Origin of the sequence: Escherichia sp. WS1265 (assembly GCF_046487585.1) — a bacterium.
Taxonomy (GTDB): domain Bacteria; phylum Pseudomonadota; class Gammaproteobacteria; order Enterobacterales; family Enterobacteriaceae; genus Escherichia; species Escherichia coli.
Genome location: NZ_JBJQJE010000028.1, coordinates 32,961 through 47,326, shown reverse-complemented (window position 1 = coordinate 47,326; position 14,366 = coordinate 32,961). Strand labels below are relative to the sequence as shown.

Here is a 14,366-nt window from a genome sequence, read left to right as displayed (position 1 = left end):
CCAGAAAAGGAGTTTCCCCTGGAACACATTTCTACTACTACGTTGATCATTATTCTGATCATCATGGTGGTCATTTCAGCCTATTTTTCCGGGTCCGAAACCGGAATGATGACCCTCAACCGCTATCGTCTTCGACATATGGCGAAACAGGGTAATCGCTCGGCCAAACGCGTCGAAAAATTGCTGCGTAAGCCAGACCGCCTGATAAGCCTGGTGTTAATCGGCAATAACCTGGTCAATATTCTTGCCTCCGCGCTCGGCACTATTGTTGGGATGCGTTTGTACGGCGATGCGGGCGTGGCAATTGCAACTGGTGTGCTGACTTTTGTCGTACTGGTATTTGCTGAGGTATTGCCGAAAACCATTGCCGCGCTGTACCCGGAAAAAGTCGCTTATCCGAGTAGTTTTCTGCTGGCTCCGCTGCAAATTTTGATGATGCCGCTGGTCTGGTTGCTGAACGCTATTACCCGCATGTTAATGCGCATGATGGGCATCAAAACCGATATCGTTGTTAGCGGCTCTTTAAGCAAAGAAGAGTTGCGCACCATCGTGCACGAATCGCGCTCACAAATTTCCCGTCGCAATCAGGATATGCTGCTGTCAGTACTCGATCTGGAAAAGATGACCGTCGATGACATCATGGTGCCGCGCAGTGAAATTATCGGTATTGATATCAACGATGACTGGAAATCGATTCTGCGCCAACTCTCCCACTCACCTCACGGACGTATCGTGCTCTACCGTGACTCGCTGGACGACGCCATCAGTATGCTGCGAGTACGTGAAGCCTGGCGACTCATGTCGGAGAAAAAAGAGTTCACCAAAGAGACGATGCTGCGTGCTGCGGACGAGATCTATTTTGTGCCAGAAGGTACGCCGCTCAGCACGCAGTTGGTAAAGTTTCAGCGCAACAAAAAGAAAGTCGGCCTGGTCGTCAACGAGTATGGAGACATTCAGGGGCTGGTGACGGTTGAAGATATTCTGGAAGAGATTGTCGGCGATTTCACTACGTCGATGTCGCCAACACTTGCCGAAGAGGTCACGCCGCAAAACGACGGTTCAGTGATTATTGATGGCACCGCCAACGTGCGGGAAATCAACAAAGCCTTTAACTGGCATCTACCGGAAGATGATGCCCGCACTGTTAATGGCGTCATTCTTGAGGCACTGGAAGAGATCCCGGTCGCGGGCACCCGTGTACGTATTGGCGAGTACGACATCGACATTCTCGACGTACAGGACAATATGATTAAACAGGTAAAAGTTTTTCCTGTGAAACCGCTGCGCGAGAGTGTGGCGGAGTAACGAAAACGGCCCGGCATTCGCATGCTGGGCCGTGATTTATTACGAAAGCAGAAATTAAGCTTTTGCCTTCGCTACAGTAACCATCGCCGCGCGAATCGTACGACCGTTCAGCGTATAACCTTTCTGCATAATGCCCAGTACGTTACCTGGCGCAACGTCATCAGATTCCACCATTGCGATGGCCTGATGCACATTCGGGTCCAGCGGCACGTTAGTTTCGGCGATCACTTCAACACCAAACTTACGCACAACATCCAGCATCGACTTCAGCGTCAGCTCAATACCTTCAACCATCGCGGACATATCCGGGTTAGCTTTATCAGCCACTTCCAGCGCGCGATCCAAACTATCAATCACCGGCAGCAATTCGTTGATGAATTTCTCCAGCGCGAATTTGTGGGCTTTTTCAATATCCAGTTCAGTACGACGACGCAGGTTTTCCATTTCCGCTTTTACGCGCAAAATGCCGTCACGTTCACGGGTCTGGGCTTCAGCCAGCTGAGCTTCGAGATTCGCAATTTTTTCATCGCGCGGATCCACCTGCTCAGCAGAAGCTTCTGGCTCAACTGCCTCAATCTCTTCGTGCTGATCCATGATAATTTCTTCCGGGGCTTGCCCCTCAGGCGTTTTCTGTTCTTTACTACTCATGAATTTCTCCGCGTTTTTTTCGCATTCATCTCGCTAACTTCGCTTATTATGGGGATCAGTTTCAGGGTTTCAAGGGAAGCACTCACATTGTCATCAATCTTCGCAACAAGGACCTCGGAAAAATGAATAATCATTTCAAGTGTATTGGCATTGTGGGACACCCACGGCACCCCACTGCACTGACAACACATGAAATGCTCTACCGCTGGCTGTGCACAAAAGGTTACGAGGTTATCGCCGAGCAGCAAATCGCTCACGAACTGCAACTGAAGAATGTGAAAACCGGCACACTCGCGGAGATTGGGCAACTGGCTGATCTCGCAGTAGTCGTTGGTGGCGACGGTAATATGTTGGGCGCGGCGCGCACGCTCGCGCGCTACGATATTAAAGTCATCGGCATCAACCGTGGCAACCTGGGTTTCCTGACTGACCTTGACCCCGATAACGCCCAGCAACAATTAGCCGATGTACTGGAAGGCCACTACATCAGTGAAAAACGTTTTTTGCTGGAAGCGCAAGTCTGTCAGCAAGATTGCCAGAAACGCATCAGCACGGCGATTAACGAAGTGGTACTTCACCCTGGCAAAGTGGCGCATATGATTGAGTTCGAAGTGTATATCGACGAGATCTTTGCGTTTTCTCAGCGTTCTGATGGACTGATTATTTCGACGCCAACAGGCTCCACCGCTTATTCCCTCTCAGCGGGAGGTCCGATCCTGACACCCTCTCTGGATGCGATTACCCTGGTGCCCATGTTCCCGCATACGTTGTCAGCACGACCACTGGTTATAAACAGCAGCAGCACGATCCGTCTGCGTTTTTCGCATCGCCGTAACGACCTGGAAATCAGTTGCGACAGCCAGATAGCACTGCCGATTCAGGAGGGCGAAGATGTCCTGATTCGTCGCTGTGATTACCATCTGAATCTGATTCATCCGAAAGATTACAGTTATTTCAATACATTAAGCACCAAGCTCGGCTGGTCAAAAAAATTATTCTAATTTTACGCCAGCCTCTTTACTGTATATAAAACCAGTTTATACTGTACACAATAACAGTAATGGTTTTTCATACAGGAAAACAACTATGTTGGCACAACTGACCATCAGCAACTTTGCTATCGTTCGTGAGCTTGAGATTGATTTTCATAGCGGCATGACCGTAATAACTGGCGAGACCGGCGCGGGTAAATCTATTGCAATAGATGCCCTCGGCCTTTGTCTCGGTGGTCGCGCTGAAGCCGACATGGTGCGTACCGGCGCTGCTCGTGCCGACCTGTGCGCCCGTTTTTCTCTGAAAGATACGCCAGCGGCCCTGCGCTGGCTGGAAGAAAACCAGCTTGAAGACGGTCATGAATGTTTGCTTCGTCGCGTAATCAGTAGCGATGGTCGCTCACGAGGTTTTATCAACGGTACAGCTGTTCCTCTGTCACAACTTCGCGAACTGGGCCAGTTGCTGATTCAGATCCATGGTCAGCACGCCCATCAGTTACTCACCAAACCCGAGCACCAAAAATTCCTGCTTGATGGCTATGCCAATGAAACCTCTCTGCTCCAGGAAATGACCGCACGTTATCAGTTGTGGCATCAAAGCTGCCGTGACCTCGCGCATCATCAACAGTTAAGTCAGGAACGCGCCGCCCGTGCGGAACTGCTGCAATACCAATTAAAAGAACTTAACGAATTTAATCCGCAGCCCGGAGAGTTTGAGCAAATCGACGAAGAGTACAAACGTCTGGCGAACAGCGGTCAATTGCTGACTACCAGCCAGAATGCATTGGCAATAATGGCCGACGGTGAAGACGCAAACCTGCAAAGTCAGCTTTACACGGCTAAACAACTGGTGAGCGAATTGATTGGCATGGACAGCAAACTGTCCGGCGTACTTGATATGCTGGAAGAAGCTACCATCCAGATTGCTGAAGCCAGCGATGAACTGCGCCACTACTGCGATCGTCTGGATCTCGATCCCAACCGCCTGTTTGAACTTGAACAGCGCATCTCAAAACAGATTTCGCTGGCACGTAAACATCACGTCAGCCCTGAGGCATTGCCACAGTATTACCAGTCGCTACTGGAAGAACAGCAGCAACTGGACGATCAGGCCGACTCACAAGAAACGCTCGCGCTGGCGGTAACGAAACATCATCAGCAGGCACTGGAAACCGCGCACGCATTACACCTGCAACGCCAGCATTATGCAAATGAGTTGGCACAGCTGATCACCGACAGTATGCATGCGCTCTCAATGCCGCATGGGCAGTTTACGATCGATGTTAAATTTGACGAGCATCACCTGGGCGCTGACGGTGCCGATCGTATTGAGTTTCGGGTAACCACCAACCCAGGTCAGCCAATGCAGCCTATTGCCAAAGTCGCATCCGGTGGTGAATTGTCACGCATCGCATTGGCAATTCAGGTCATCACGGCGCGTAAAATGGAAACCCCGGCACTGATTTTTGATGAAGTGGATGTAGGGATTAGCGGTCCAACAGCGGCAGTTGTCGGCAAACTGCTGCGTCAACTTGGCGAATCAACTCAGGTGATGTGTGTTACCCACCTGCCACAAGTCGCGGGATGTGGTCATCAACACTATTTTGTCAGCAAAGAAACCGATGGTGCGATGACAGAAACGCATATGCAATCCCTGGATAAAAAAGCGCGGTTACAAGAGCTGGCGCGCCTGCTTGGTGGCAGTGAAGTCACACGTAACACACTGGCGAATGCGAAAGAACTGCTTGCGGCGTAAACTTTTTTCCTGCTTCACGGTCAGAGTAAACAGCAAAACGCCGTAGGACCGGAAAGCAAAAGGTTTTAAAGTGATGAAAGGTCTATTATCATCGGCATATTACAGATGAGCCACGTACTGCTCGGGCCCGAAAAGGAATCAAATCACTATGCGCTGTAAAACGCTGACTGCTGCAGCAGCAGTACTATTGATGTTGACCGCAGGCTGTTCCACTCTGGAGCGAGTGGTTTACCGTCCTGACATCAACCAGGGGAATTATCTGACCGCTAACGACGTATCCAAAATACGTGTTGGCATGACGCAACAACAAGTTGCGTACGCATTGGGTACACCGCTGATGTCCGATCCATTTGGTACGAATACCTGGTTCTATGTCTTCCGCCAGCAACCAGGTCATGAAGGTGTAACGCAGCAAACGCTGACGCTGACCTTTAATAGTAGCGGAGTGTTGACCAACATTGATAATAAACCTGCGCTGAGTGGTAACTAATCATAAAGTTGCCCTCAAAGACGTTAAAAAGGTGCTCAATGAGCACCTTTTTTCTGTCTGTTATTTATTCGCTGATTTTTCTGCTCGTTGCCTGCGCAGCTCTTTCGGATCGGCAATGAGAGGACGATAAATCTCCACCCGATCGCCATCATGCACAATATCGCTGAGTTTTGCCGGACGGCTGTAAATGCCGACTTTGTTTTTAGTTAAATCGATATCGGTACGCAATTCCAGCAAGCCACTGGCACGAATAGCTTCTTCAACCGTCGCACCCTCCTGCAGCGTCACACGCTGCAGGTACTGCTTCTCAGGTAGCGCATAAGCCACCTCAACGGCAATTTTACCTGGCACTGTAAACCTCTTTCGCACGAACCGTAAAAGCCTGGACCATATTAGCCGCCAGCTCTTTAAACACGCGACCAAAGGCGAGTTCAATCAACTTATTGGTAAACTCAAAGTCGAGATGAAACTCGATACGACACGCCTCCTGGCTCAGCGGCGTAAACTTCCATCCACCGATCAATTTCTTGAACGGCCCATCCACCAGATTCATAAGAATACTTTGGTTACTGGTCAACTGGTTGCGGGTAGTAAACGTTTTGCTGATCCCAGCCTTAGAGACATCTACCGCCGCAGTCATCTGCCCAGGAGTGGACTCCAGAATCCGACTTCCGGTACAACCCGGCAAAAACTGAGGATAAGACTGAACGTCATTCACTAACTGATACATTTGCTCCGCGCTGTAGGGTACCAGTGCGGTCCGGCTAATCTGAGGCATAACAATTTCCATCAACAAAAATCCAACAAATAATATCATTTATCCTGCTGTAAAAAAAACGCTATCCCGGCGCTGGGTAACATCGGGTTCATGCTAAGATAGAGCCTTGTCCCCCGCAGGATTGATATGGGGTGTTTTCGATTTCAGATTACCGATGATTCACGACGCTTATGACGAAGAAAAAAGCACATAAACCTGGTTCAGCGACCATCGCGCTTAACAAGCGCGCCCGTCACGAATACTTTATCGAAGAAGAGTTCGAAGCGGGACTTGCCCTGCAAGGCTGGGAGGTTAAATCCCTGCGCGCAGGAAAAGCCAATATCAGCGACAGCTACGTCCTTCTACGTGATGGAGAAGCATTTCTGTTTGGCGCTAACATCACGCCAATGGCTGTGGCCTCCACGCATGTGGTGTGCGATCCTACCCGTACCCGCAAGTTACTTCTCAACCAGCGCGAACTGGACTCATTGTACGGTCGCGTCAATCGAGAAGGCTATACCGTAGTGGCGCTCTCCCTGTACTGGAAAAATGCCTGGTGCAAAGTGAAAATCGGCGTCGCCAAAGGTAAGAAACAGCATGATAAACGTTCAGATATCAAAGAACGCGAATGGCAGGTGGATAAAGCGCGTATCATGAAAAACGCCCACCGTTAAATCTGCACTCCAATTATTGACCAGTTCCTCACCGCGCCTCCCTCTCCGGCGGCGCGAATGAACATCTTATTGGCTATCACATCCGACACAAATGTTGCCATCCCATTGCTTAATCGAATAAAAATCAGGCTACATGGGTGCTAAATCTTTAACGATAACGCCATTGAGGCTGGTCATGGCACTCATGAATCTGGTATACTTACCGTTACACATTGGGGCTGATTCTGGATTCGACGGGATTTGCGAAACCCAAGGTGCATGCCGAGGGGCGGTTGGCCTCGTAAAAAGCCGCAAAAAATAGTCGCAAACGACGAAAACTACGCTTTAGCAGCTTAATAACCTGCTTAGAGCCCTCTCTCCCTAGCCTCCGCTCTTAGGACGGGGATCAAGAGAGGTCAAACCCAAAAGAGATCGCGTGGAAGCCCTGCCTGGGGTTGAAGCGTTAAAACTTAATCAGGCTAGTTTGTTAGTGGCGTGTCCGTCCGCAGCTGGCAAGCGAATGTAAAGACTGACTAAGCATGTAGTACCGAGGATGTAGGAATTTCGGACGCGGGTTCAACTCCCGCCAGCTCCACCAATCATGATTGGACGGTGCAAGGACAACACCAACAAAAACAGGAAGTTAGAAGTCTCAGCAAGACACCGACCAGACGGTGAGGAGACATAAAAGGATACGCAAAGGAGCCGCGGCTCCTGGTGATATGAAAGCCCACAGATGTGGGCTTTTTCGATGATGGTCAGAACGACCAGTTCACACCAGCCACCGCGTTCCACGGGGATTCCACACCGGCACCATGGCTATACCCCACCCCGAGATGCCCGCTTAACGAACTGCTGAATGAGGCTTTAATACCTGCCTGGTATATTCCACGTCTGCCCGACAAATCATTGACAAAATTACCGTCATTATTCACCTTCACCCGGTTATCATCGACAAATTCTTTGCGCACAGCCGCCTTCAGCCACGGCTCAACTTCCATGCCGTTCCCCAGACGCATGTTGTAACTCAGCGTTGCGCCCAGTTCACGATATATACTGCGGGTATCGACTGATTTCGATTCCATACCATTGGATAAATGATATTCGGGGTTATCAGCGGTGAACCCCGTTAACGATGCATACGGCGTCAGGTTCCAGTTACCATCGGTAAATCGCATCCCGGTTTCAATGTGACCGCCCAGCCCGTTGCTGCGATAACTGCCGTTGGCGGCTCCACCGCTGCTCATTTTACCGGCTACGTTACTTTCAAAGCGGTTCAGCTTCACGATACCGTCCAGATAGAAACCACTTTCATGTTCCCAGCTGGCATAGCCCCCCAGAGAATAACTGCCCACACTGCCATGCCCTCCACGATCAAAACCGATATGTGAATGGGAATAACCCATAAAAGCGCCCAGCGTCGCAATCCCCTCAGGAATATCATTACGGCTATCGATCCCCACCGTCATTCCGGTCAGCGTCTGCTCAAACCCGGCACCCGCATCGGTGGTGACATTATTACGGGTGTTATACGTCGTCCCCCAGACATTATTGTTGTGTGGACTCGCTTTCATTATGTTCAACCGCTCGCGAATACTGTTTAGCTCAGCATCAAAGACCAACGGTAATGTTGCTGCCATATTGAGTACGGCTGCCGTAGAAGGCGTGATGCGTTTCTCCGGGACGGGTGTCGGTGTTGGATCGGGAGTCGGGTCTGGTTTCGGATCCGGTTTTGGGTCTGGTTTTGGATCCGGCTTCGGATTTGGGTTGGGGTCCGGGTTGGGTTTGACATCATTGGTCAGGTTCCAGTTGCTGTTACCATCGCTTTTCAGGACATACTCATAGGTCCCAAGATCAACGAAACCGCCAGTATTACCCAGCGTAAACGAAGCATCCCCTCCCCCTGTTTTCACCAGCGTCATCGCGTCGTCAGACTGAGGGCTGACGCCTGTATCCTGAACAAAGATTTTAAAATTGCCAGTGGCGTTGTTGTTGACGACCAGTTGATCGCCCCGGGAGCCTGCAACGTTGGTATGCAAGTAGAAATTACCGCTGCCGGAAAGTTCACTGGTGGTCAGCGTATTGTAGATACCGTTAGTTGTGGCAGGCGCTGCTGTTTGTGCTGATAAATAAACATCACCGTCGTTGAGGAGCAAACTGTTTACTCTATATTCGCAGTTGCTGGTGCCTGCACAGGAATTATTGCTGTTAAGCCAGACACTGCCCCGGCTGGCAGCCGTCAGGTCGGCAAGCGTCGTATCGACGCCATTTCCGATAGTTAATGTCGCGCTATCGGTAATCCGGACCACCCCTTCAAGTTTAACTGGCGTAACATTATCCCGTGGCGTCATTAACGACAGGCTTCCTGTCGCGCCACTGACCGATGCATCCGCCAGCGCACCTGCGTAGACGATTGCCGTCCCGCCAGCAACCTGTAGATCTTCTGCCCGGGCCAGAGCCTGAAACTCATCTTTTGACCGACCGAGGGTATATTGCCCACCAGAATTAACCTTTGTGGCGAAGTCCTGACCCAGGTTTTGCATTGCCCCACCGTTGCCAACCGTGGAATCGCGAGCTTCGGTACCTGCTAATACCAATAAATTACCACCATTTTCCAGCAGCACATTGGTCGCTAAATTTCCGGCAATGGAAAAGGTGCCGTACTGGTGAGTACCGCTGATTTCAATACCGTTAGCCGTGCTCGTCTGGAGAGCGGCATCGCTGTTCTGGATGATATCTGTCGCTTTGCCATTATCGTTGACTGTCAACGTACCGCCTTCATTAATCGTTGTTTTTACTGCCTCACCGTTAGCCGAAACTGTTTGTATTCCGCCGTCGTTAATCGTTGTCTCATTCGCCACACCCTCGACGATTTGTTCACCGCCGGTAAGCATCGTGCCAGTCGCAGTGGCTTTTGTTTTGACGATCTCCCGTCCGCCCGTATTGACCTGTGTTTTGGCGGAAGTGGTGTCTGACTCCACGGTTAACACGCCGCCATTTGCCAGCAGGATATTGTTCGCCGCATCCTGTTCGATGCTGAACGCAATGCCATCAGCGCGTGTCCCTGTGACCCGCGTCGCCCTGGTGGTTGCCACCAACGCGCCCTGGCTACTCTGCTGTATCCCCGTAGCGCTGCCTTTCTCCCGCACATCGAGTGTGCCGCCATCATTAAGCACCGAGTTTTCAGCCAGACCGCCCTCATTAACTACCTGTGAACCGCCATTAATAATGGAACCTTCCGCTGTCCCGTTTGCCATAATTTGTTGTAAGCCAGAGACGATATCGGTATTGATCGCCTTACCATAATTCTGAACGGTTTGCGTGCCGCCATTGATGTGCGTTTTGTCTGTTGACCCACCATCAACAATTTGTTCACCACTTTCAATATTTGCCTCAGTGGCTAAACCATATACCGTTTGCTTGCCACCTTTGATATTTGCTTTATCAGAAGTGGCACTGGCATATATTGTTTGGGTGCCCGCACTATTGAGTACAGTGCCAACATCTTTTCCATAAACATCCATTTTGCCGTTGGCATTAATAATCGTATCAACTGCCCGGGAACCAGTGACGACTGTTAATGAGCCAGCGTTTTCCAGCACTACATTTTTAGCTTCTGAATTCCTGATGTAGAAAGCATCACCATAACTGTTGGTTCCTTCGATATGGGTTCCGGAAGTCGTGGAAGCAATTAATGCGCCGCCGGATTGTTGCTCAACATGCTTAGCCTCACCACCGTCCTGAACCTCCAGAACGCCACCATTATTAAGTCTGGTGGTATCTGTTTTAGCCTCCTTCTGGACAATCAGCTTACCGCCAGCATCAACGGTAGTATTTTTCGCCGTGGTTTTAGCCACTACCGTCAGTTCGCCGGTATTTTCCAGCACAACATAATTAGCCTCCCCTCCGGTAATAGTGAAGTGAGAGAGCTTGTTGTATCCTTCAATATCAGTCCCTGCGCCCGTGTTGGCAATTAAAGCACTGCCCGTCTCCTGGTTAACCCCATGTGCAATACCACCGGTATAGACAATCAGCGAGCCTCCAGCGCTAATATTGCTGCCAGTTGCCGTACCATCTTTCTCAACAACCTGCCGGCTCCCGGAGGAGATATTTGTCGTGTCAGCTTTCCCGCCGCTCTTGATATTTTGTGTTCCGCTGTTGATATTGGTGCCCGTGGCAATACCATGATTATTAATATTCTGTGTGCCACCATTAATTATGGTATTTGTCGCGTTTCCGGCAACATCCATAACGCCGCCGTTATCTATTCGGGTCGCATCAGCTTTAGCATTCGTTAAAACTGACATTGTTCCTTTATCTTTAATTATCGTCCTGGTTGCCGAACCATATACGTCTAAATGACCACCGTTTTCCAGCAACACATTGTCTGCCACGTTATTGTGGATGGAGAATGCCCCTTCACTATTCGTACCGCTCACCGTCAAATCGTAAGTCGTTACTTTCAAAGCGGCTCCATCGTGCTGAGTAACATTTGTTGCCATACCACCTCTAACATCAAGCACGCCACCGGAATAAATTTCAATAACATCCGAGGCGCTAGTGTAATCAACAATTTGCGTACCACCAGAATAGATCTGAGTATTTTTTGCCGTTGACTTACTATCCAGAGACTGAGTTCCACCTTCAATCGTCGTGTCCAGCGCATGGCTTTCATATACTCTTTGCTCACCGCCATTTTTAATGGTGGTTGTTTCTACTGTGCTCTGTTCAACATACTGTCGACCACCATTTATGGTTGTGTTCGTCGCCAGACTTCCTTGCGTGATGTCCTGATAACCGGACTTATTTATCGTTGTACCATCAACATGCCCCTGAGTTGTTACTCGTTGGTTGCCACCATCAATGATTGTTCCATTCGCAGTCCCCCCCTCTACGAGTGAACTTCCGGCCTTAATCATCGTGCCATTGCTGGTACCGCCTTTATAAACATATTGATTGCCACTTTCGATTATCGTGCCAGTAGAAATTCCTCCGTACTCAATTGACTGTCTGCCTCCATTAATGGTTGTATTATTAGCTTGCCCGTTAATATCGGCATGGATTGATACTAGTTGCTCGCCACCAGTTTCAATAATACTACTATTAGATATCCCACCATGGACCTCCTGCCGGCCATGGTTGATAATATGAGTGTTATTTGTTGTACCTCGTTCATCTACTTTTTGGCTGCCATCTACAGTCTCATCGTTTACCACACCAATAACATCAGGAGTGAAGGCCGCCGTCCCTGGCGGGGCATATATCAAGGCAGATATCAATAAGGAAAGTACTGAGCGGCGACAATAATGGGGACTGGTCCTGTTCATAAATTTCATCCTCTGAAAAGTGAATACTGAGTAGCGTTTAAGCGACCGTAGCTCTGCTGCAACATCAGCCCACAGGCACCAGACCAGGGGATTCATCCTGAAGAGACAGCGCAAGTGTATTGTGTTCACCGCTCATCAAAGACATCATGATGAAATGATGATATTCCGCATAAGAAAGAGGCATTTTTTAAACGCAGTGCGCTGAAGTGTGGTTGGATAAAAAAGTCAATCTATTCAGGAAATACGGGCGTATTCTTTTCTTTCGACATTGAAGCCGTCGGAAAAATAAAATGATTTACATAATCGTTTCTGATGAATATCTTCTGCTCACATAAAAATCACACAATAACATTGAGATTGCAGATTGTTTTACTTTTACAGCTTTCGTCCCCCATTATTGGGCAAATATTGGTAGAGTCAGAGCACGAAAGTTAATACCACGTTCTCACAGCTCCTCCAACAGCACGGCAAGATGTCGCATACTGCGCCCCAGTCGGTTCAGTTTCCATACCACCAGTACGTCCCCTACCGATAATGTCCTGAGCCGTTTGCTCTGTCCGGGTCTGCTGCCACGGTTATGCGCTGAAGTGGTAACTCTGAGCACGCAGTTCATCAGTCAGGCGTGGTACACCGTAACCCTATTATTGATGGGTAATATCAAAAAAACTTTCAGGCAGCTAAGGAAAGTTGAACCAGACATTAGATGAAATATTTCAACCCATTACAGCACCAATTCAGACACCGCCAGCCCACCAAATAAATCAAGGGGTTACGTGAAAGCGTAGCCCCTTTTTCTTTGGTAGTGGCAGCAAAATGGTTGTAGTGTAAAAAATAATCCCGTTTAATCAATCAATAATACATATTGTTTCAATCTACGTTATTATCTCTTTGTAAAAATTGCCATTTATTTATCATTGAAAACTGCTTTTAGAACTTGATACAAGGGGACTAGTCACAACAGGACTATTTTCAACGGGATCATCCTCAGAAGAACTATCATCAAAGTCATCATCCATAAATAAAATATCATCGAATGGTGCCACGCCCGTGATGAGTTTTATTTTATTATTACGATCAGACAAGACTCCACTTAAACCGTTTTCGCTGACGCGTTCTAATGATTTTTCATTACTCTTGTTGTAAGCAGACGCATTAAAAATACACGGAGTATCAACATCAAACAATGACGTTCCCCAGTTCACATATTGAATATCATAGTTACTGAAGTTCTGTCCAGAAAAGAAGCATCCCTTAAAATCCAATCCACGTAAATTATATAAACCACCCTCTTCTTTTTGGAGAGTAATGTTAATTTTGGCTATCTCCCGGACATCATCGCCATTTTTGTATTTGAATACCGTTTCAAGATGTTCTCCAGACAGCTTGACTTCTGGGAATAATTTGAAATTAAACCCTACATCATTATTATTCAAAGTAGATGAACGAAAGATGGAAAAAGCTTGCAGTGCTGAATTATAGCTTTCAATTTTATCTTGAGGCTGCGCTCTTGGTAAAAACTTATAGCAACACTCATAAAAATTAAACAGAAGCTCTGAAGACCTTCCATTTTTATCAAATAATATCCCCTTGAACTTCTTCACAAACGCATCTGTTTTTTCTTGAATATCTATGGTGTGATATTTTGACGCTAAAAAAGCAGAACTCTGCTGAAGCTCATTAATATCAAATTGACTAGCATTGATAAACTGCGTTTGTTTTAATTTATCTACATCATTACTTTTACCTTGTGCAGGTGGTTCAGATAAAGATGTAGTAATGTTTGTTGCTCGTTGGTTATTGTAAATATTATAGATAGCAGTATTTTTACTTATATTATCAAGAAGCGTCTTTTCATTTCTCTTAGAGCATTCAACTAATTGCTCAATCTCACCTTTATTCGCTGATTTATGAACTTCAGAAACCGCATTTTCTTTGTTCTCCAGCTTTAGTTTAACGAGAAGGTCTTCCCACACCGTTTTTTTTAAAAATACTACGTCAGGCTCACCATCAGCAACTAACTCTTGATTATTATCAAAGTGTACGTTGTATACTTTTAATTTATTTTCATTAACATCATATTTAATACGTTTTAATTGCTCTCCGGCTCCCATAATGACAAAAGCATTGCTTTCATGATATTTACATTCAGACATCATTTTTTGTAAAATTTCAAGAGCACCGTTATACGTCCCTGAGGCAGCTTCCTTACAAATTAATTTTATAATACTATAAGCTAGTAACTCCATGGATTTAGAAGATTTTCTTTCATTACAACTTCCACTATTTATAAATGTGCTAGTGTTAATTTCGTTGCTTTTACTAACTAACATTGTCTATTCCTCAGTTAATGTCTACATGGCTATTTTTAACGTTATTACTTTTTGTCACTATAAAAAATCGCTCATTTGAGACAATTGCTGGCATTAACAGCTTCATAT

At 47.6% G+C, this 14,366-nt stretch carries 11 protein-coding genes, 1 other RNA gene and 1 pseudogene; 6 read left to right on the top strand and 7 right to left on the bottom strand.

The window, feature by feature from the left end:
- Nucleotides 1-18: 18 nt before the first annotated feature.
- Nucleotides 19-1,305: an HlyC/CorC family transporter gene (locus ACJHX3_RS22225; protein ID WP_010723175.1), complete on the top strand. Its 1,287-nt coding sequence runs from the start codon at nucleotides 19-21 to the stop codon at nucleotides 1,303-1,305.
- 54 nt (nucleotides 1,306-1,359) lie between these two features.
- Here ACJHX3_RS22225 and grpE read toward each other — a convergent pair whose 3' ends face one another.
- A complete protein-coding gene (gene grpE / locus ACJHX3_RS22220) occupies nucleotides 1,360-1,953 on the bottom strand; it encodes a nucleotide exchange factor GrpE (RefSeq protein WP_001296310.1) in 594 nt (197 codons plus the stop codon).
- A gap of 122 nt (nucleotides 1,954-2,075) precedes the next feature.
- Here grpE and nadK point away from each other — a divergent pair, with 122 nt between their 5' ends.
- The 3 genes from nadK to bamE all read left to right on the top strand — a co-directional run bounded on the left by nadK (nucleotide 2,076) and on the right by bamE (nucleotide 5,191).
- Complete coding sequence (gene nadK / locus ACJHX3_RS22215; protein ID WP_094321879.1) at nucleotides 2,076-2,954, top strand: NAD(+) kinase; 879 nt, start codon at nucleotides 2,076-2,078, stop codon at nucleotides 2,952-2,954.
- A gap of 85 nt (nucleotides 2,955-3,039) precedes the next feature.
- Nucleotides 3,040-4,701 (top strand): DNA repair protein RecN, encoded by a 1,662-nt coding sequence (recN, locus tag ACJHX3_RS22210; RefSeq protein ID WP_094308546.1) that lies wholly within the window; start codon nucleotides 3,040-3,042, stop codon nucleotides 4,699-4,701.
- A 148-nt stretch (nucleotides 4,702-4,849) separates the two neighbouring features.
- On the top strand, nucleotides 4,850-5,191 hold the full coding sequence (gene bamE / locus ACJHX3_RS22205; protein WP_001203437.1) for an outer membrane protein assembly factor BamE: 342 nt from the start codon (nucleotides 4,850-4,852) through the stop codon (nucleotides 5,189-5,191).
- 60 nt (nucleotides 5,192-5,251) lie between these two features.
- On the opposite strand, the gene ACJHX3_RS22200 is transcribed toward bamE, so the two are convergent.
- Entirely contained in the window at nucleotides 5,252-5,542 is a 291-nt protein-coding gene (locus ACJHX3_RS22200) for an RnfH family protein (RefSeq protein ID WP_001117834.1), read from the bottom strand.
- Nucleotides 5,532-5,969, bottom strand: coding sequence for a type II toxin-antitoxin system toxin RatA (gene ratA, locus ACJHX3_RS22195; protein WP_001300750.1), 438 nt, complete (start codon nucleotides 5,967-5,969; stop codon nucleotides 5,532-5,534). The genes ACJHX3_RS22200 and ratA overlap by 11 nt, the downstream gene beginning before the upstream one ends.
- A 170-nt stretch (nucleotides 5,970-6,139) precedes the next feature.
- Here ratA and smpB point away from each other — a divergent pair, with 170 nt between their 5' ends.
- Together smpB and ssrA are read left to right on the top strand one after the other, a co-directional pair.
- Nucleotides 6,140-6,622, top strand: a complete 483-nt coding sequence (smpB, locus tag ACJHX3_RS22190) for an SsrA-binding protein SmpB (RefSeq protein WP_000162574.1) — start codon at nucleotides 6,140-6,142, stop codon at nucleotides 6,620-6,622.
- A gap of 214 nt (nucleotides 6,623-6,836) precedes the next feature.
- Nucleotides 6,837-7,199: a transfer-messenger RNA gene (gene ssrA, locus ACJHX3_RS22185) on the top strand.
- Between the two features lie 160 nt (nucleotides 7,200-7,359).
- On the opposite strand, the gene ypjA is transcribed toward ssrA, so the two are convergent.
- The 4 genes and pseudogenes from ypjA to ACJHX3_RS22165 all read right to left on the bottom strand — a co-directional run bounded on the left by ypjA (nucleotide 7,360) and on the right by ACJHX3_RS22165 (nucleotide 14,258).
- A complete protein-coding gene (gene ypjA, locus ACJHX3_RS22180; protein ID WP_167777297.1) occupies nucleotides 7,360-11,928 on the bottom strand; it encodes an adhesin-like autotransporter YpjA/EhaD in 4,569 nt (1,522 codons plus the stop codon).
- Between the two features lie 64 nt (nucleotides 11,929-11,992).
- The gene (locus ACJHX3_RS22175) at nucleotides 11,993-12,112 is read right to left on the bottom strand and encodes a hypothetical protein (protein ID WP_001131441.1); all 120 of its coding nucleotides are present in this window, start codon (nucleotides 12,110-12,112) and stop codon (nucleotides 11,993-11,995) included.
- A gap of 264 nt (nucleotides 12,113-12,376) precedes the next feature.
- Nucleotides 12,377-12,502 (bottom strand): annotated as a pseudogene (locus ACJHX3_RS22170) (recombinase family protein); the annotation flags it as partial.
- Between the two features lie 337 nt (nucleotides 12,503-12,839).
- Nucleotides 12,840-14,258, bottom strand: a complete 1,419-nt coding sequence (locus tag ACJHX3_RS22165; protein ID WP_094308528.1) for a DUF5507 domain-containing protein — start codon at nucleotides 14,256-14,258, stop codon at nucleotides 12,840-12,842.
- Nucleotides 14,259-14,366: the final 108 nt, after the last annotated feature.